18 protein-coding genes are annotated in these 19,132 nt (G+C 43.4%); 7 read left to right on the top strand and 11 right to left on the bottom strand.

Features of this window, described 5'->3' with window-relative positions; genetic code table 11:
* Positions 1 to 6 precede the first annotated feature (6 nt).
* Entirely contained in the window at positions 7 to 2,067 is a 2,061-nt protein-coding gene (locus tag ACYVRH_RS01140; RefSeq protein ID WP_461255091.1) for a methyl-accepting chemotaxis protein, read from the top strand.
* A 234-nt stretch (positions 2,068 to 2,301) separates the two neighbouring features.
* Positions 2,302 to 5,091 (top strand): hypothetical protein, encoded by a 2,790-nt coding sequence (locus ACYVRH_RS01135; RefSeq protein WP_461255090.1) that lies wholly within the window; start codon positions 2,302 to 2,304, stop codon positions 5,089 to 5,091.
* Here the strand turns inward: ACYVRH_RS01135 and ACYVRH_RS01130 are convergent.
* Positions 5,045 to 5,323 carry an ORF6N domain-containing protein gene (locus ACYVRH_RS01130; RefSeq protein ID WP_461255089.1) on the bottom strand — a complete coding sequence of 93 codons (279 nt, stop codon included), beginning with the start codon at positions 5,321 to 5,323 and terminating at the stop codon, positions 5,045 to 5,047. The genes ACYVRH_RS01135 and ACYVRH_RS01130 overlap by 47 nt on opposite strands.
* A gap of 205 nt (positions 5,324 to 5,528) precedes the next feature.
* On the opposite strand from ACYVRH_RS01130, the gene ACYVRH_RS01125 reads away from it, so the two are divergent.
* The 3 genes from ACYVRH_RS01125 to ACYVRH_RS01115 all read left to right on the top strand — a co-directional run bounded on the left by ACYVRH_RS01125 (position 5,529) and on the right by ACYVRH_RS01115 (position 6,646).
* Positions 5,529 to 5,822 carry a CopG family antitoxin gene (locus ACYVRH_RS01125; RefSeq protein WP_461255088.1) on the top strand — a complete coding sequence of 98 codons (294 nt, stop codon included), beginning with the start codon at positions 5,529 to 5,531 and terminating at the stop codon, positions 5,820 to 5,822.
* Between the two features lie 334 nt (positions 5,823 to 6,156).
* Positions 6,157 to 6,435 (top strand): BrnT family toxin, encoded by a 279-nt coding sequence (locus ACYVRH_RS01120; protein WP_461255087.1) that lies wholly within the window; start codon positions 6,157 to 6,159, stop codon positions 6,433 to 6,435.
* Entirely contained in the window at positions 6,422 to 6,646 is a 225-nt protein-coding gene (locus ACYVRH_RS01115; RefSeq protein ID WP_461255086.1) for a CopG family antitoxin, read from the top strand. The genes ACYVRH_RS01120 and ACYVRH_RS01115 overlap by 14 nt, the downstream gene beginning before the upstream one ends.
* A gap of 268 nt (positions 6,647 to 6,914) precedes the next feature.
* Here ACYVRH_RS01115 and ACYVRH_RS01110 read toward each other — a convergent pair whose 3' ends face one another.
* The 4 genes from ACYVRH_RS01110 to ACYVRH_RS01095 form a co-directional block, all read right to left on the bottom strand.
* Positions 6,915 to 7,256 (bottom strand): hypothetical protein, encoded by a 342-nt coding sequence (locus ACYVRH_RS01110; RefSeq protein ID WP_461255085.1) that lies wholly within the window; start codon positions 7,254 to 7,256, stop codon positions 6,915 to 6,917.
* Between the two features lie 149 nt (positions 7,257 to 7,405).
* The gene (locus ACYVRH_RS01105) at positions 7,406 to 9,598 is read right to left on the bottom strand and encodes a DUF5018 domain-containing protein (protein ID WP_461255084.1); all 2,193 of its coding nucleotides are present in this window, start codon (positions 9,596 to 9,598) and stop codon (positions 7,406 to 7,408) included.
* A gap of 164 nt (positions 9,599 to 9,762) precedes the next feature.
* Complete coding sequence (locus tag ACYVRH_RS01100) at positions 9,763 to 11,196, bottom strand: hypothetical protein (protein WP_461255083.1); 1,434 nt, start codon at positions 11,194 to 11,196, stop codon at positions 9,763 to 9,765.
* Positions 11,197 to 11,291: 95 nt separating this feature from the next.
* Positions 11,292 to 11,966 carry a hypothetical protein gene (locus ACYVRH_RS01095; RefSeq protein WP_461255082.1) on the bottom strand — a complete coding sequence of 225 codons (675 nt, stop codon included), beginning with the start codon at positions 11,964 to 11,966 and terminating at the stop codon, positions 11,292 to 11,294.
* 22 nt (positions 11,967 to 11,988) lie between these two features.
* Here ACYVRH_RS01095 and ACYVRH_RS01090 point away from each other — a divergent pair, with 22 nt between their 5' ends.
* Positions 11,989 to 13,251 carry a sensor histidine kinase gene (locus ACYVRH_RS01090; RefSeq protein ID WP_461255081.1) on the top strand — a complete coding sequence of 421 codons (1,263 nt, stop codon included), beginning with the start codon at positions 11,989 to 11,991 and terminating at the stop codon, positions 13,249 to 13,251.
* Positions 13,248 to 13,868 carry a response regulator gene (locus ACYVRH_RS01085; RefSeq protein WP_461255080.1) on the top strand — a complete coding sequence of 207 codons (621 nt, stop codon included), beginning with the start codon at positions 13,248 to 13,250 and terminating at the stop codon, positions 13,866 to 13,868. Before ACYVRH_RS01090 ends, ACYVRH_RS01085 begins: the two co-directional genes overlap by 4 nt.
* 6 nt (positions 13,869 to 13,874) lie before the next feature.
* Here ACYVRH_RS01085 and ACYVRH_RS01080 read toward each other — a convergent pair whose 3' ends face one another.
* The 6 genes from ACYVRH_RS01080 to ACYVRH_RS01055 form a co-directional block, all read right to left on the bottom strand.
* Positions 13,875 to 14,636 (bottom strand): ATP-binding protein, encoded by a 762-nt coding sequence (locus ACYVRH_RS01080; protein ID WP_461255079.1) that lies wholly within the window; start codon positions 14,634 to 14,636, stop codon positions 13,875 to 13,877.
* Positions 14,633 to 15,418 (bottom strand): ATP-binding protein, encoded by a 786-nt coding sequence (locus tag ACYVRH_RS01075; RefSeq protein WP_461255078.1) that lies wholly within the window; start codon positions 15,416 to 15,418, stop codon positions 14,633 to 14,635. Before ACYVRH_RS01075 ends, ACYVRH_RS01080 begins: the two co-directional genes overlap by 4 nt.
* Before the next feature lie 10 nt (positions 15,419 to 15,428).
* Positions 15,429 to 16,487 carry a uroporphyrinogen decarboxylase/cobalamine-independent methonine synthase family protein gene (locus ACYVRH_RS01070; RefSeq protein WP_461255077.1) on the bottom strand — a complete coding sequence of 353 codons (1,059 nt, stop codon included), beginning with the start codon at positions 16,485 to 16,487 and terminating at the stop codon, positions 15,429 to 15,431.
* 18 nt (positions 16,488 to 16,505) lie between these two features.
* Positions 16,506 to 17,393 (bottom strand): homocysteine S-methyltransferase family protein, encoded by an 888-nt coding sequence (locus tag ACYVRH_RS01065; protein WP_461255076.1) that lies wholly within the window; start codon positions 17,391 to 17,393, stop codon positions 16,506 to 16,508.
* Positions 17,394 to 17,483: 90 nt separating this feature from the next.
* Positions 17,484 to 18,503 (bottom strand): PfkB family carbohydrate kinase, encoded by a 1,020-nt coding sequence (locus tag ACYVRH_RS01060; protein ID WP_461255075.1) that lies wholly within the window; start codon positions 18,501 to 18,503, stop codon positions 17,484 to 17,486.
* A 75-nt stretch (positions 18,504 to 18,578) separates the two neighbouring features.
* Positions 18,579 to 19,124, bottom strand: a complete 546-nt coding sequence (locus ACYVRH_RS01055; RefSeq protein ID WP_461255074.1) for a DUF6560 family protein — start codon at positions 19,122 to 19,124, stop codon at positions 18,579 to 18,581.
* Positions 19,125 to 19,132: the final 8 nt, after the last annotated feature.

Genomic DNA, 19,132 nt, shown 5'->3' with positions numbered 1-19,132 from the left:
GGAATGTTGGCAGGCACAATATCGGTGTCAATTATTTTTATATCGCAAATGCGCTCCATGACTATCAAACAGATGGAAACCTACATTCAGGAGCAGACATCAGCCATTCAAAATAATCTGATTCTGACCTTTGCCGCCTATGAACAGGCGCTCAAGCATACAACATCAGCCATAGCTGCTCTCTATGCAAGATCGGGCGCGCGTAGCCTTGATGACAGCGCAATTCCAAAGGATGATTTGGCCGCCCTTTTTTTACGAAACAGGAGCGTCCTGAAAAACGCGACACAAATGTATATGGGAAACAACATACCCACTTTTGAGCCGGGAAGTTATATTGTATTTTCTCCGTTCTGGAATCCCCCCGATAAGTATGATCAACGGACAAGAGCGTGGTTCAAGGACGCGAAAGCCCGCCCAGGGGATGTAATTTACACCGATCCCTACACGGCTTTGGCAACCCAAACCTTCTCAACTTCCCTTACCACCATCATATACGATAACAACAAAAATGATCTGGGTGTTATTGGTACGGACATAGCGATTAGTTCACTGACAGATATTGTGAACGAAAAAAACCATATTGAAGGAATGGAAAGCTGGCTGCTTAACAAAGATGGACTTTTTATCAGCAACAAAGACCAGGAAAAAGTAATGAAAGTTAATTTCTTTGAGGATCAGGGCCTTGAACAGTACAAGGACAGCGTATTGAAAAACGAAACGTTTTACGCGATGAACAGTAAATACATAATCTCCTCGTCGCTAATTAAGGGACCGAATTGGATAGTAGTTACCACCATACCGACAAGCGTGGTATTCGCGGAGCTAAACAGGGTTCAATTATCAGCCGTAATCTTTGTTTCAATTTTAATAGTTGTACTTTTGTTTATTATGATATTCGTTATCCGCGGCATTACCAAACCTATTACAATTATTACCGGCGCGCTTAAAAAAATATCCGAAGGCGATCTGACGCAGAGCATCAATGTAATTGCTAAGAATGAAATCGGCGAACTTGCCCAAGATTTTAACTCAACAATGGATAAAATCAAAACCATGATTGGCATCATCAAGAAAGAAGTGACAAATCTGTCTAATATAGGCAATGACCTTTCCAGCAACATGACCGAGACCGCCGCCTCGATAAATGAAATTACCGCAAACATTCAGAGCATTAAGGGGCGCGTCATAAACCAGAGCGCCAGCGTTACCGTAACCAACTCCACAATGGAAAAGGTTGTCGCCGACATCAATAAACTCAATGGTTATGTTGAAAATCAAGGACGTAATATTTCTCAGTCTTCGTCCGCCATTGAGGAAATGGTCGCCAACATCAATTCTGTTACCAACACGCTGGTCAGCAACGCTTCCAATGTTAAGACCCTCAAGGAAGCCTCCGAAATGGGGCACAACGGATTGCAGGAAGTAGCAACAGACATTCAGGAAATATCGCGCCAATCAGAAGGCTTATTGGAAATTAACGCGGTAATGGAAAACATCGCAAGCCAGACAAATCTGCTTTCGATGAACGCCGCGATAGAAGCTGCTCACGCCGGAGAAGCGGGCAAAGGATTTGCCGTAGTTGCCGCCGAAATCCGCAAACTTGCGGAAAGTTCCAGCAATCAGTCCAAAACAATCGGCACGGTGCTGAAAAAGATAACGGAATCAATCAAAAAAATTACCAGTTCCACCGATACCGTACTTAAAAGGTTTGAGGCGATAGACTCAAGCGTTAAAACCGTTTCGGATCAGGAAGAAAATATCCGCAACGCGATGGAAGAACAGAACGAGGGAAGTAAACAACTCCTGCAAAGCGCCGACGGTTTGAAGGAAAATACACATCAGGTAAAAAGCGGCTCGCAAGAAATGCTTGAAGGAAGCAAAGAAGTAGTGAAAGAGAGCCAGAATCTTGAAAAGATGACGCAGGAAATTGAAAGCGGTATGAGCGAAATGGCCTCGGGTGCGGAGCAGATTAATACAGCTGTACACAATGTCAGTGATATGTCAAACAAGAACCGTTCGGCTATTGACAACTTGATGAAAGAAGTCTCACGGTTCAAAGTGGAATAGATACTCGGAACACATTACTGCGTTACCAAAAAAGACTGCCACTACATATAGCGGTGGTCGGGTAATGCAGACACTGTTGCGCTACCCCACTCCCTCCGTGTTCTCAGCGTGAGGTTCTTCTTCTTCCATTGCTCATTGTTAATTGCTAATTGCTCATTGTTAATTGCTCATTAAACATACTTTTCAATTTTTAGAAAATGTGGTATATTCATTATTAAAGGAGAAAATAAAAAAATGAAAATTGTTAAAAAAATACTAATAATTGTTTCTATTACGGTAGTCGCGATATTTTTGATATTGTTGGTTACGCCTATTCTGTTCAAGGGGAAAATCCTCAACATAGCCAAAACAGAATTGAATAAGATGTTGGAGGCGCAAGTTGATTTTTCGGATCTCAAGTTGTCATTTATCCGTAATTTCCCGAACGCTTACGTGGCTTTGGAAAATTTAACGGTAACAGGCAAAGGCGAATTTGACGGCGAAACGCTGGTTGCTTTTAAAGTTTTTAGCGTAACAGTTGATACCATGAGCGTCATCAAGATGAGCAATATACGGGTAAAATCAATACTGCTCGACCATCCCCAGATAAACGCCCATATAGCGGAAAGCGGCAACGCGAACTGGAATATCATGAAACCAAGTAATGAGGAGAAAAAGCCGGCTGAGGAGGCTCCTTCCGCTGAGGTTCCAGCCGATAAAGCTCCCGCCGAAAAAAGCGCCCCTGAAAAAGCCTCTCCTCTCAAGGTTGCCCTTAATAAGTTCGAGATACGTAATGCCAAACTTTCTTTTCAAGACGACAAGAACAAAATGAAGGCGACTGTTGATGACCTTGATTTCACTTTGCAGGGCGATATGTCGTTGGACAATGTTGATTTAAAAATGAAACTAGATATTACCGATATAAATTTTTTGATGGATAACATTCACATGCTCACCAATGCGCACGTCGGCTTTGTTTCGGAAGTTGGAGCCGATCTTAAAAATATGACGTTCACTTTAAAAGATAATAAATTCAACCTGAATGAAATTATCCTGAAATTCGCGGGTTCGGTGCAGATGCCCGGAGACATCATTGTTGACATGACCTTTGCCACCGAAACAATAGATTTTAAAAATGTGCTGCGGCTTGTTCCGTCCGTATTTATGAAGGGCTTTGAATCAATAAAAACGACGGGCAGTTTCGCACTGTCAGGCAACATAAAAGGCACATACAACGATAAACAGATGCCCAACGCCGGCATAAATTTCTCTATTGATAATGCCATGTTCAAGTATCCCGATCTGCCCAAGTCGGTAGACAATATCAACATCAAGCTAAACGCGTTTTACGACGGCGCCGTGTTAGACAATACGACGCTTGACTTGAACAAACTTCATTTCGAGTTAGCCGGCAACCCGTTCGACGCCGAACTGCACGTAAAGACGCCTAAAAGCGATTTGCAGGCGACGGCAAAATTTTTAGGTAAAGTTGACTTTAACTCCCTTATTGATATTGTTCCGCTGGACAACATCACTTTGAAAGGTTTGCTGGAATGTGATTTTTCGTTGGCGGGACGAATGTCAACCATCGAAAAAAAACAGTACGAAGATTTTGACGCCAAGGGCATGGTGAAACTGAGCGGCATTGATTTTAAAAGCCCCGATTTCCCGCAAGCCATAAAAATCAACAGTTTGCAGCTTAATCTTTCGCCAAGAAGAGTTGACCTTGCGGACTTCAACGCCGTCGTAGGAAAAACTGACATTGCCTTGAATGGCACGCTGGAAAATTTCATACCCTATGTTTTCAAAGGCAGCACCGTAAGCGGCAATCTTAACTTAAAATCGAATAACATTGATCTAAATGAATTTATGGGCGGCGATAAAGAACCTGACGAAAAACCCGCTGAAAAAAAGGAAGACAGTTCCCCGATGAATGTTATCGAAGTGCCAAAAAACATAGACTTCGCGATGAAGATCAACATCGGCAACCTCCTGTTTGACAAATTGAAAATCACCAACACTATAGGTTCGATATTAGTGAAAGACGGCAAAGTGCAGATGCAGAACCTCGGCATGAATTTGCTTGATGGAAGCATGAATCTCACAGGCGAATATAATACGCAAAACGTCAAAGTTCCATCGGTTAATTTCGGCATGAACATCAAACAGTTCGACGTAAAGTCGGCTATTTCATCGTTTGAAATACTGGAAAAAATATTGCCTCAGCCGCAGAACTACGACGGAAAAGTGTCGGCAAACTTGACATTGAGCAGTATTTTAGACGAACATCTCAGTCCCGTTATGAACTCAATAGCTTCCAAAGGCCAACTGCAAACGCATAACCTGAAAATTCAAAATTCAGAACTGTTCGGCACGATGGCCAACCTGTTGAAAAATGAATCGTGGCGCACGCCCACTCTGAACAACATTAATGTCAAATATGAGATTAAGGATGGACAGCTTACAATTGACCCGATACGAATGAACATCGCGCAGACCGCGCTCGAAATTACAGGCAGTCAGAGCCTTGACATGTCATTGAATTACAAGATAAGCGCGACAGTACCCGCCTCGGTAGTCGGTTCAGGCGCGACTGATATTTTGAGCAAAATCCCCGGCGGCGTAAAAATAAACGAATTCAAATTGACGGGATTGATTGGCGGCACGGCTGCCAAGCCTGTTGTAACACTTGGTGTTGCCGACATGGCAACCAGCGTTGTCGGAGCCGTTAAGGAACAACTGAAAGGAGAAGTTGATAAACAGATAAACGCCATCATGGCCGAAGCCGAAAAACAGGCTCAAACCCTCCGTAACGCGGCAAAGCAAGCCGCCGACAAAGTGCGTAAAGAAGCCAACAACGCCGCCGATAAATTGGAAGCCTCGGCAAACGATCCTATTAAAAAGGTTGCGGCTCAAGTGGCGGCAAAAAAACTTCGTGAAGAAGGCAATGATAAAGCCAAAAAAATAGAGCAGGACGCTGAAAAACAAATTAAGACCCTTATGGATGCCGCCAAAAAGAAAGCTGACGATTTAAAGAAGGGTTAATTTTCAAGTTTTTGAACCGGTCAAAAATTTTGACCGGTTCGCCCTTGTCGGCTTCTACAATATAGCCCACAGGAAATTTATCAGGATTATTCTTAATGGCCTGATTTACCTCTCTCGTTTCCACGCCGTAGATACTCGCCACATCGCTGTTAATTAAAACATTCTGCCCATTAACTGATACAATAGCTTTTTCTATGTTTGAAAAAGCTATCGCCCCTACCCGTTTTTTCATTTTTTTTCGGCTGGTAACCTACACTATATGATGTCCAGTGCTATTGCGCTACCAAGAAAGAGCAATCGCTTGATTGACAAATAGTATACAATGTAGTAATATGAATTATGCAGATAATATGGGATACCGATAAAAACCGCAAACTTCTTGCTGATCGAGGTCTCTCATTAGAGGTTTTTACGTCTTTGATCCTTGATAAAAAAAAATGAAAAAGATGTTGGACGCTTTTGAGCAATCCATTGAAGACAATGCGGAAAAGTTTGTGCCGCTTTCAGACACTGAAAAAACCGAAGTAGAAACTATTATTAACGCGGCAAACAAAACCAAAAATATTAACATTCGCATTTCGGCATACGATATTGAGAAAGTCAAACAATTATCCACAGAAGAAGGAATTCCCTATCAAACGCTTATTTCCAGTGTTATTCATAAATATATTACGGGGAAACTTGTAGATGAAAAGGTTGTTTTGAAATCAATGGAGTTGTTAAGGCATTAGATTATACAATAAAACTACCACGAACCAATACGAACAACAACAAGATTTGGACTAAAAGTTCGTGTTTTTCGCGTGGTTCGTGGTAGAAATTTTTCTTTTTAGACCCTCCTCAATTATTCATCTTGAGTGATCTGCCTGGTGCCAGAGCGTGTAGATTTTTTCATCTACACCCTTCGGGTGCTTGTATTGCTCGACTCACCGTCATGTCATTTTTTTAAAGGCACTATGAAATTTGGGTGTCAATTACGCTGCGTGTCCGGCGTGTCCGCAGTTTTTAGAAGGGGTAGCCGAGTTTCTATTGACAAAATAATTATATTGTAATTATATTGTATATATGAGAATAATCTGGGATGAGAATAAAAACCAGGAAAACATAAAGAAACATAATGTTTCATTTGAGGAAGCAGAAACGGTTTTTTATGACCCTAATGGTAAATTAATTGATGATCCAGATCACTCTGATGACGAAGATAGATTTATAATTTTGGGTTTGAGTAAGATGCTACATTTGTTGGTTGTATGCCATTGTTATAGAGAAAATGATGAAACTATAAGAATAATAACTGCAAGAAAGGCAACCAAAAAAGAAACAAAATATTATGGAGGGCAATAAAATGAGGAACGAATACGATTTTACCAACGCCAAGCCAAATCCGTACATAAAAAAATTACGGAAACAAATCTCAATACGACTCGATATTGATACAATAGGATATTTCAAAAAGAAGGCGGAAGAAACCGGCATAGCATATCAAAATTTGATAAATTTATATTTGACAGACTGTGCAATACATTCTAAGAACATAAATATAGTATGGAAATAAATTACATCAAAATTTCCGACCGCTCTTTTTTCTCCTTTTTTGATTGTTTTACCAACTTAGGGCAAGATGTATGCCTAAAAATTTTACTTGGGGTCCTGTCGGCGGAAAAAACACTGCGACGGGGCGCAGCATTTTTTTCGCCGCCACCCCTCAAGTATTTTATTGGGCATACATCTTAACCACTGATAAGTGTGTAATCAACAGCATTATTAAAAAAATGATGACAATCCCTGTTTCCTACTTTTTAGAGTGATTGGTATTGTTGCGTTTACAATGTTGCTTTTACTTCATTGAGAGTATAAACCTCTGGTTGATAAGTTATTAGCATTGTTATTTTTTTTGTTTTAGAATCTCCATAAAAACAACATGAATAATATGCGTTTTGCAATTTTTTTTCATGTATTATGTTTTCCAATTTTTCGTCAAGTTTAATTTTTTGCTTTTTCAAAAAATCCATGTTTAATAGTTCTGCTTTATCCTCATCAGGTTCTCTGTATTCATCCATCTCTTTCTCAAAAACATAGGAAATCTTATTATAATCTTCCGTGTTAGCTACAATCATGCCCAATATTCCATACATGATATTTTTCTTTATCATCTTGTCATCCATCTTTTCTTCCCCTTCCTTTAATTCACACTTTCCATGAAAGTGTTATTAGCAAGAGTGCCAGCCATCAAAAACAAATAACCGACACTATGCGTTCCCCTCTCCAAGTAGCATACCCTGCAACGCAAGGCACGCTACTTGCTACTTAAAAATTACTTCCCGTCCCAGTATGCCGCTTTACCGTCTCCCACGGCGACAAACTTCTCATTTCCGGCTGTCCCGCCCCAGGCGATGTCTCTTATGACACTTGTATCGAATGTGGTATCCGCTACTGCTGTCCAAGATACGCCGTCAGCCGAATACACCGCTTTGCCGCTATAGCTATAGCCGCCATAGGAATTGCTGGCGACGCCCACGCCGACGCCGACAAACTTCTTATTTCCGGCTGTCCCGCCCCAGGCGATGCCGTAGCTGACATAACTTGTGCCGAATTTTGTGTCCGCTACGGTCCATGTTACGCCATCAGCCGAATACGCCGCTGTGCCACCCCCACCCTCTATGGAATAGCCCACGACGACAAACTTCTCATTTCCGGCTGTCCCGCCCCAGTCGATGCTGTAGATGGTGTCACATTTGGTGTCCTCTACGGCTGTCCAATTTACGCCGTCAGACGAATACGCCGCTTCGCCGTTATTCCCCACGGCGACAAACTTCTCATTTCCGGCTGTCCCGCCCCAGGCGATGCTGTAGATGAAGGGTTTTGCACCGAATGTAGTGTCCGATACGGCTGTCCATGTTACGCCGTCAGACGAATATGCCATTTTGCCGATATAGTCAGCACTGTCATAGCCCACCACGACAAACTTCTCATTTCCAGCTGTCCCGCCCCAGGCGATGCCGTTGATGTGGCTGATGTGAACCACACCACCATCCTCAACTGGTGGTGGTGGATAGAATGTGGTATCATCTGCGGCTTCCCAAGATACGCCGTCAGCCGAATACGCCACTATGCCGTATTCTCCAACAGCGACAAACTTCTCATTTCCAGCTGTCCCGCCCCAGGCGATGCCGTTGATGTTTGCTGTGTTGAATTTTGTGTCCACTACAGCTTCCCAAGTTACGCCGTCAGCCGAATACGCCGCTGTGCCGTTATTACCCACGGCGACAAACTTCTCATTTCCAGCTGTCCCGCCCCAGGCGATGCCGCTGCCGCCGTAGAAGCCCGATACGGCTGTCCACGCCACAGGAACATAAATAATGGTTACTGTTTTTGGCGAACCGCTCATTACATAGCCTTGTTTCGCCACTGCTACGTTAAGGTCTCCGCCTGCGGTAAATCCGCTTATGGGCAATATGTACGACGGACCTGAACCGATGAGCGTTCCTTTGGTTACGGTTACTCCGCTCAGGGTGATGTCGTCAGCGGAAAGTCCGCTTATCGCCTGACTAAAGTTCAGCGTCAACTGCGTTGTACGTTGCGTAGCTGAGCCGTTCTGAGTTACGCTGTTGAGAGTTACGGCTATAGGAGCGTCGTTTGAAACAACGGTTACGGTTACCGTGTAATTTTGGATTGAGTCGTCATGCGCCGTTACGGTATAGATAACGGGGTTGGTAAAGTCCTGCGCTCCTGTCGGGCTGTAACTTTTTCCCGTGTGCACAACGGTCGGCGTGAGAGCGGTTACTATCGTTCCAGAGGGTACTGTTACGCTGATTTCTTTTTCAGGTTCATTTATTACGCCTGTCGCCTCAGGGCTTGTAAAAATAAAGGAGGTTATGGCTTTTGCGCTGGCTGAGGCAACAGTTACGGTTACCGTATAAGGTTGAGTTGTGCCGTCTTCCGCCGTTACGGTATAGGTAACGGGGTTGGTAAAGTCCTGCGCTCCTGTCGGGCTGTAACTTGCGCCCGTGTGCACAACGGTCGGCGTGAGAGCGTTTACTGCCGTTCCGTAGGGTACGGTTACGCCGATTGTTTTTGCGGCTTCATTTATTATACCTGTTGCCGCCGGACTTGCGAAAGTAAAGGTGTTTATGGCTTTTGCGGCGTTGGCTGAGGCAACAGTTACGGTTACCGTGTAACTTTGGGTTGTGTTGTCATGCGCCGTTACGTTGTAGGTAACGGGGTTGGTAAAGTCCTGTGCTCCTGTCGGGCTGTAACTCTTGCCCGTGTGCGTAATGGTCGGCGTGAGAGCGGTTACTGCCGTTCCGTAGGGTACGGTCACGCTGATTGTTTTTGCGGTTTCATTTATGGTACCTGCTACCGCCGGGCTTGTGAAAATAAAGGCGGTTATGGCTTTTTCGGAACTTTGCGTACCCGGGTTACTGCCACCGTCTGAGCAGGCTGCCATTGAAAATCCAAATACCATGACAAAGGCAACAATTGTTAAACCTTTAAATACGTTCTTCATAAAAAACTCCTTTCATGCTTTTCCGCCATTAGGCGGTATTCCTAAACAAGGATATATGAGAATTTTTGCTCAAAAAAATCAGTTTGTCATGAGTAAAATTTACACAGTTTTTGAGGTGGGCAAAGGAGCTAATATTTTATTCATAACGCTATGAAATTCAGGTATCAGAGACGCTGCGCCGACTCACGAAAACTCGCTAGTTCTTTTTCGTATTTTGCCAATTTTTTGACGTTATAAACCGGATTTTTCTTTAAAGCCGTTATCCCACATTCCATTTTTTCTATTGCCGAATTGGAAATTTCTTTTTTGTCAGCGGAAGAAATCTTTTTTCCTGAACCAAAAATATTAAAAAGAGCGTTTTTCACGCTTAGTATGGCTTCTATTCCAGCCTCAATAAACGCGGAACTGCCGTCTAATGAAATATTGCTTATAATATTTTTTCCTGTTTCCGCGTCAAATTTTTGATCTATAGAAAAAGTAATTCCGTTTCTATTAATACGAAAATCTTCAAGTCTGGCTTCGTATTTTGCCAGTTTTATCGAGTCATGATTCGGATCGTTCTTGTATAAATTAATCCCCTGTTCGATTTTTTCGATTGCCAAATCGCATAGAGCGCGTTTTTGATATGATGTAATGCCATTACCGCCGCTTAAGAATGAAAAAATCCTGCTTTTTATCGGAAACATTGTAACGGATGAAAAAAATGAACTTTTTATCGGGAACAATGACATAAATGAAAAAAGAGAATTTTTTATTGACAACAGCGAGTCGAGGCTTTTCATGACGAGCTTTATACCGCCATCAAATGAAACGCTATTAATGATCGTTATATTTTTATTGTAAAAAGCAGCTTTTGCATCCTCTGGTTCATCATAATTCTTTATATTAAGCCGATCTAATTTAGATTTTTGCAGTTCAATTTGAAATTCGTCTACTTTTTTTGCGTCCTTGTCAGGAGCGCCGCGTAACAACCCGATGCCTTCTTCAAGTTTTACAAGACAAGCGTCGGCAATCGCCTCTTTATTTTCAAATCCTATAGTATCGTCGGAGGAAGCATAAATGGTGGAAAATACATCAAAAAGATTTTCGATTTCATTGATGGTTTCTTTCGTATTGGAAAAAGTCACGTTGTTTATAATTTCCCACGAATTTTCAATTGTTCTTCTGGCTTCTTCTTCTTCTGCTCTTTTTTCTTTCTCAGCCGCGTATTTTATGCCTTTTGCGACGCCTTTTACAGCTAACTTCCCTAAACCGCCCGCAATTTTTAAACCGCCGCCAATAAGCTCATCACCGCTGAGAGATCTGTCGTTAGATGCACTACGCAGAATTTGACCCGCTCCTTCAAATATTTTTCCACCGTCACTTTTCGCCTTGCTTTTGAACCCCAGACTGGCATTTATTCCTTCCGCAATACGCATTTTACCTTTCCGAAAATCCCCGCATACAACCGGCGCGTTATTGCCAAAGGCTTTATTAGTACCATCTTTACCAAGAAGCTGACACACACAAGGCGTATCACCGTTTGATTCATCATACCATGCTCCCGAACAATCCGGACACTGCTTTGGATAAGGCCAACTTTTAAATTTCCCTGCCATATTAATTTTTCTCCTAATAAAAATTTCGCAATACACAAGCTTTGCGTTCTATTCTCTAAATTTAATCATTTTTTTGAGTTTGTCATGAGTAAAATTTACACAGTTTTTAAAAACTTCCTGTACAACAGCGAGACCCCGTAGCCGCCGAAAATTGCGATAAATCTGTCTACAATGTTGATAGGCACGCGGGAAAGAATCGCCGAGGCAAGAAGCGGCGCGTTGTTACGCAAAAGTCCAATCTTAAAACTGTCTTCTGGGTAAAAAACTTTGGGAGCCTGAAGCAGGGTAAGGATATAATCGATTATTCCCCCCGTTACGCTGATCAAAATGCAGTCAAGCACGACTATCAGCATAAGCAGGGGGGCAAGGTTAAAAAAAGCGTACAGCGTAGGGTCTTTGCGGAAAGCGGTATCAAGGGGCTTTATTTTATGGCGAAAGAAAAAAATCAGCAGAATTTCAAAAATAACGCACAAGACAAAAGGGTATGACCACCATACGGCTTGGACATCTAAATTTATAAGCCAGGTATATTCAAATGCGGTAAACACATGAAGAAGAAAAGCGGTTATAAGAGCGGGAAAAAGACCAACGCTGAAATATACCGCCACAGTAAACAGCGTGTCAAGGTACAGGGGCAGACCGCATACGCCGTTAATAAAATAACTGATAAGCGTATTTAACAAGCCCGATACAAGGCAAAGCAGCGCTATTTTCCAAATCGAAGCGGTTTTAACCGCAGGTTTCTTTTCCGCTAATTGAACATCGCTCATAAATATCTTATTATACCCATAAATGCGAAAAAATGTTAAGGCGTTTTTAGTAATAGCCGTTGTCCTGATACTTACGGCAAACTGTGAAAAAAAAGTTTCTCAGCCTTGGCTGACAAGGCAGCCTTCGGTTTCCGATATAGCCGACTCATGGTTTAATATAAACACAAAACTTACTCCAACGGATACGGCGGAAACATCGTTTTCAGACGGAGTTGTATTACAAATCGAAGCGTTTAATGACAGCCTTAACAGATTTCTAAACTCTCCAGTCGGCTATCTGTACCGAATGCACAGAAAAAAGGATATGCGTTCCGTTCAGGAAATTTCCGCCGCCATAAACAGGCTTAAAACCGCCATGCAAAACGGCGACAAGCAGAAAGTTTTTTCAAATACCCTTGAAATTGACAGGGCGATTAGCATACTGCAACGTGTTGACGCAGAGCTTTCTGTTACAAGCCAACTTAGTTCTTTTCTGCTGTTCTTTTTATTTACTTTAATGGTTATAACAATAACTCTTAGTTTGTCGGTTTTGCAAAAAAATCTTAAAAAAGAAAAATTACAGCATCAGCAGAGTCTGTCTTTTTCGCGGGAAATCGTGCTCGCGCAGGAACATGAACGCTCGCGGATAGCCAGGGAATTGCACGACACTGTGGCGCAAGACCTTTTGCGGCTTTCGCTTCAAATGGAAATTATCAAAAAAGATGCCGTATCCGAAAAACAGAGCGGTCTTTGCGCCGAAGTAGCCCAGGGGCAAACGGAATTGTTAAGCAGAATAAGAAACATCTGCGATGATTTAATTCCGCCTGATTTTCAGCCAAGCGGCATAAAACATATCCCTTTACCCGACGCGTTGCGTAACCTTTGCCAAGCGTTTGAAAAACGCACAGGCATTGAATGCAACATAATGGTACACGATAACGCGGACTTCAGTTTTCTTGACGTAGATATGCAGTTGCATTGTTTCCGCATTGTTCAGGAATGTCTTGCGAATGTTGAAAAACACGCGAAAGCCGACGAGGTATCGGTTCTTGTCCGCAGTAACGCCGAAGGGAACCTGTTGCTGTTTGTTACAGATAACGGCAAAGGTTTTACAAAAACGGACAATGATTTTTACCGAGTGATAAGGGCGAAGGGGCATTTTGGCCTGTGGAACATGCAGGAGCGAGCCGCCTCCATGAACGGCGTTTTTAGCATTGACAGCGAAGAGGGGGAAGGCACGTCAATAAGGTTAATAATATCCTCCCCCCCCAAGTCATTTCCGGCGAGGCAACAGGGTAATTTATGATTTCTATAGCCCTAATAGACGATCATCCCCTGCTAACCAACGCTATTGGCGTATGGTTGGAAGCCACAGGACGCTTTATCATCGCAGGTACTGCGGACAGTCTCGCGCAAGCCCGCGCGCTCATGAAAGAACTTGACCCTCTGCCTCAAATTGTCATTCTTGACATATCGATGAGCGGTGGAAACAACGTTCAGGAAGACGGGCTTACTTTTATTCCCGAACTTAAAGAAGTTTGCAAGGGAAGAAAAGCGCCCACGCCCGACGTGCTGGTATGTTCAATGTACGAAGACTCATTTTTAGTGCAAAGAGCGATGGAGTTGGGAGCGAAAGGTTATGTGGCGAAATCTGCTGTAGCGGATGAAATAACCGCCGCCATAGACGCCATACTTGCGGGTGAAACTTATACGAGCGTCAAAATCAAAAAACAGGATCAAAAAAAGACATTTCTTGCCCTGACCCGCCGCGAGAGCGAAATTGTCTCGCTTGTAAAACAATCATTGTCTAATCAGCAAATTGCCAAAATGCTTAAACTTGGCAATCGTACTTTGGATAATCATTTAAGGAATATTTACGAAAAAACAGGCGTTAGCTCACGGAAAGAGTTATTTGATTTGTGATACTTATTATACAGACGCTAATTCCATTACTTTTTTATAAACAGGGTTTGAATCGGAAATCTGCAAAAAATTTCTGTTCTCCTGCGCGAAGAGCGAAACTTCATCATCATCGGGAAGACCGATGACAATATCCGCTTTTGTTTTCTCGCTTATCTCTTTCATTCTGTCGGGAAGTTTATCGCTTCGCAATTTGTTCACCACAAGCGCAAGTTTGCCGTAAGCCATTTTCATTTCGCCTGCAAGCTCAAAAAGCCTTAACAGGGTTTGCAGTCCTGAATTGGAAGCGTCGGAAACCAGTATCATAAGGTCAACTTTTTGAACAATCCGCCGTGAAAGGTTTTCAAGACCGGCTTCGTTATCCAACACCACATAGGGATATCCCGATGAAATTTCGGCGATAATCTCTTTAAGCACGTTATTCGCGTAACAGTAACAGCCCTCCCCTTCCGGCCTTCCCATAGCGATAAGGTCAAAGCCCTTTTCTTCCACAAGGGCGCTTTCCAACTTTAACCGCAAAAGCTCGCGCTTGGAAACATTAATATCCGCCCCGGCGGAATTGCGAACGTCTTCCCGCGCCCTGCCTACGGTATCGGTAACATGTACGCCTAACGCCGCGTCAAGGCAGCTATTAGGGTCGGCGTCAATCGCAAGCACGGGAGATTTTCCCACCGCCAATAAACTTTTTATTAATAACGCGCTGACCGTAGTTTTACCAACGCCGCCCTTTCCCGTTATGGCGATAAGTTTGCTGTTTTTATTCGCGCTCATACATTACCCCGATTCGGTATTTTCAAAATAAGCTCGACAAGGGTTTCCAAACTTGCGCGTTCTTCAGCGCTCATTCCGTCCAGCGCGGAAACTCCGTCCCTGTCCGCTTTGCGAATGTTTTCCGAATACGGAAGAAACGCGGACACGTTAAAACCTGAAAGCCCGTTTGCGATAAAGCGCTTATCGTCTTCGCAAGTTACCTTGTTCCCCACAATCACAAAATTGGCAAGCCCTATTTCCTTCGACATCTTGATAACCGTATCCGCGCAATCAAGCGAGCGCTGGCCAGGCTCAACTACAATAACCATCACGTCTACGCCGCTTGAGGTAGCGCGTCCTAAATGTTCAATTCCAGCTTCCATATCCATTATAAGAGTTTCATTTTTATACAAGACAAGATCGTTAACCAACGCTTTTATAAAAACATTTTCAGGACAGGCGCAACCTCCACCGCCTCTTTTTATTGCTCCCAGAACCAAAAGCTCCACCCCGTTATGTGAAACCGCAAATTTTTCCGCCACGTCGCTGACATTAGGATTAAGTTTAAAAATTTGCCCATACTTGTCAATCTTTGCTCCCGTTCTCTCCTCGATGAGCGCGATTTCCCGCGAGATGGGGGTAATTTTAACAGTTTTAGGAATACCCAAAGACGCGGCAAGGTTAGCGTCAGGATCGGCGTCAAGGGCAAGCACTCGGCCGCCCCTTCGCGCCAGAATTAAAGCGATAGAAGCGGCGACAGTGGATTTGCCGACCCCGCCTTTTCCTGAAACTGCAATTTTCATCTATAACCTTTTAAGCGTATTTTTCCTTCATCCGTTTGGTTAAATCGCATAAAAGCGAAAAAACTTTTTCCGCGTCTGCCGCCGCAAGAGAGCCTGTCCCGCATGAAGGAGTGATCATCGCCTGATCGATTATCAGTTTTTTATCAATGCCTTTTGAAGCAAGATTATCCATAACTTTTTCAAGCTGTTTTTCAAGGGACTCTACCGTCTGCTCTCTGATTTTTTCGGAAGTAGGCACTACGCCCCATGCAAGCACTCCGCCCTTCTGGAGATGTTTTTTTACGCTGTCGGCATAAATGGCGATTGTATCGCCGTATTCAAACGCGTCAAAGTTTACGATGTCCACGCCAGCATCAATAAGAATGCTCCATTCGGTATTGCCGCAGCAGTGAATGCCCGCGATAGCCCCTTCGGCATGGAGCGCTTCAATTGACTCGGCTAAAATGCTTACCACGTCTTCTCGTTTAACGGAGACATAGGTGGAGCTTCCAAACGCCGACAAAATTGGTTCGTCTAAAAAGCAGATAATATTTTCGGCGAAAGGTTTAAATTGCTGAATCTGCCAGCGGCTTTTCATCGCGATTGATTTTACAATTACGTCACGGAATTCTTCGTTGTAGTACATGGCGCGTTTGTTTTCATCTACGATTGAAAGCGCGAAAGTAATCGGCCCCGTAGTCTGCACTTTAAGCCACGTTCTTTTGGAACCCTTTTCTTTTAAGTTTTTTAAAAGAGCGTAGATGCCTTTGGAATATTTTTCGCTGATTGCCATTTTAGAAAAATCATTCGTGCCTTCGTCTGTTGCCGCCATATAAGCCTCATAAAACTCCGCGAATTTTTCCGAATAATCCACGTCAGTTTTAAAGTACAATCTGTTTTTTTCGGTATCAACAACCGCGCATGGCATATTCTCCGAGTATTGCACTTCCATTTGCTCTAAAAGCCCAAGACGCGGAAGCTGGGGCCAAATCGGCGCGTCCATGGATTTTAACGAAACGCCAACCGCGTAGGCGGGATCCTCAAAAGGCATTGAGCCGATGGCGGTGGAAAGAAATTTGGTTTTCATCATAATAAATTCTCCTTATAATTATTTATTCAACGCTTCTTTAATTGCTTTAATGTGAGCCGGCGTAGTTCCGCAACAACCGCCGATTATGTTCGCTCCGGCGGCGGCAAGTTTTGGAGCGATAGCCGCCATATCTTCGGGAGTTTCGGGGAACACTGTCTGCCCGTTTACATTTTTGGGAAGACCCGCGTTGGCGTGAACAAGAATGGGAATAGTTTTATTTGCAGATCTCATAATAGTTACGATTTCGATCATTCTCTCAATGCCGTTGCCGCAGTTTGCGCCGACAATATCCGCGCCCGCTTCGATAACCGCGTTCATCGCTGAAACAGGATCAGCCCCCATCATCGTTCTGTACTCTCCCTGTACTGTTTTTTCAAAAGTAAACGTGCAGATAATTTCCAATTTTGTATTTTCCTTGACAGCCTTAACAGCCTGACAAGCTTCCTGTATATCGCTCATAGTTTCGATACATGCCGCATCCGCCCCGCCTTTTTCAAAAGCGACCGCTTGCGTTTTAAACGCCTCGTAAAGTTCCTCTTCCGTAACTTCTTCGGTAACAAGCATTTTCCCGGTGGGGCCGATAGACGCTATTACCCAATGATTGTCCCCTGCCGCTTGGCGGGAAATTTTCGCCGCGGCTTCATTTATTTCCGCCGCCCTGCCGTCAAGTTTAAAGTGAGCCAATTTAAAACTGCTTCCGCCAAAACTGTCCGTCTCGACCATGTCCGCGCCCGCGTCAATATAATTTTTCGCCACATCCAAAACATCAGCCGGCCTGTCAACACACCACAACTCGGGACATTCCCCGGGTTTCAAGCCCTTTTTATGCAAAAAAGTTCCCCATGCCCCGTCAGAAATTAACACTTTTCCAGCTTTAAGCGCTTCCGTAATTTTTTGTCTTGCCATATTTTTCTCCTTAAAATTTATCTCGTTTGAGGTTTTATTATTCTATCCTATTATTCGGGAAAAAACAACATTAAAAACGAGCGTTAAAACCTACCTCTGCACCCTTCCCGACGCGTTGCCTGAAGCCAGCTTTTTAACTTCATCGGCGGAAACCAGATTTATGTCGCCCTCGATTGTGTGTTTTAAACAGCTTGCCGCGACTGCAAATTCCAGCCCTTCGTCGGGGGACATTCTTTGAAGGTTAGCGTAGATAAGCCCCGCTCCGAAACTGTCGCCGCCGCCTACCCTGTCCACAATATGAACCGCGTATTTTTTAGAGAAATAAAAATCCTTTCCCGTGCAGAGCATCGCGCCCCAATTGTTGTCGTTAGCTGAAATTGATTCCCTTAATGTAATCGCCGTCTGCTTAAAATTAAACTTTTTAATAAGGGCGGCGGCGACTTCCCTGTAGCCGTCATGGCTGATTTTACCGGCTGTCACGTCGCTTCCCGACGCTTTAATGCCAAAGACATCGGCGGCGTCTTCTTCGTTAGCTATGCAAATATCAACGTACTCCATAAGTTTGCCCATAACATCGCGGGCTTTCTCCCGCGTCCAAAGATTGGCGCGGTAGTTTATGTCGCAGGAGACGGTAATACCCTTTAACCGCGCAGTTTTTACCGCCGCCATGCAGATTAATGCCGCGTTATCTGAAAGCGCGGGCGTTATCCCCGTAAAGTGAAACCAATTAGCGTCTTTAAAAATTTTATCCCAGTCAAAGTCTGACTCCACGGCCATAGCAATCGCGGAATGGGCGCGGTCATAAATCACTTTAGACGGACGCTGGGAAGCTCCCTTTTCAAGAAAATAAATTCCAACCCTGTCGCCGCCGCGCACTATCAGGGAAGTGTCTACCCCGAATTTTCTAAGGCTGTTAACCGCGCCCTGCCCTATTTCGTGCTTGGGAAGTTTTGTCACAAAAGCCGCGTCAATTCCAAAACCGGCAAGAGAAACAGCGACATTCGCCTCGCCGCCGCCGTAAATCGCGCCGTAAGAATCCGCCTGAACAAAACGATAATAACCTTCAGGCGCAAGACGCAGCATAATCTCACCAAAAGTAATAACTCTCATAAAAACTCCTATCTGTTAATAATATATTATTTTTTATAGAAGAGTAAAGTATAAAAATGTTTGCCGTCGCGCGTTTCACCACTCAATAGGCACGCTCTCGTCTTTTAATCGTTGCACAAACGTACGGAAACCGGGATAGTCGTCTCTAAGAAAAAAAAGAGTTTTCTTTTCATGATACGCTTTAATATAATCTCTTTGTACCGTACTGCCGTTTTTCATCAATATTAATTTAATTCCATATTTAACCAATGTAATATGATTAAAACCAAACAATTTCTTGCTCCCAAAATAAGGCGTAAATGTTATTTGTTTGTCTTTAACTTTAACTTTCCACCTGACGCATATAAAGACAACAAAATTGCCAAGTAATAAAACAGGCAAGAAACCAAGCGCAAAAGTAAATTTTTGAGACGTATCTTCAATTGTCATTAATGACATTACATATATGAATAAAAGAAAAACGGTGAAGAAAACAAAAATAATAAGGTTTGTTTTTGGTTTGCGGACGGTAAAATCATCCGCGTCTGTTATTATTCCTGTTTTATTGGCTTCTCTCAGCGCGAGAAAAGGCACGACAAAACAGAGAACGCAGGAAAAACTTAACAATAAATATACATACATTAGATTGC

Source organism: Treponema sp. R80B11-R83G3, from assembly GCF_054786115.1.
The sequence above is the reverse complement of the archived record's forward strand: the minus strand, read 5'-3'. Positions and strand labels throughout refer to the sequence as shown.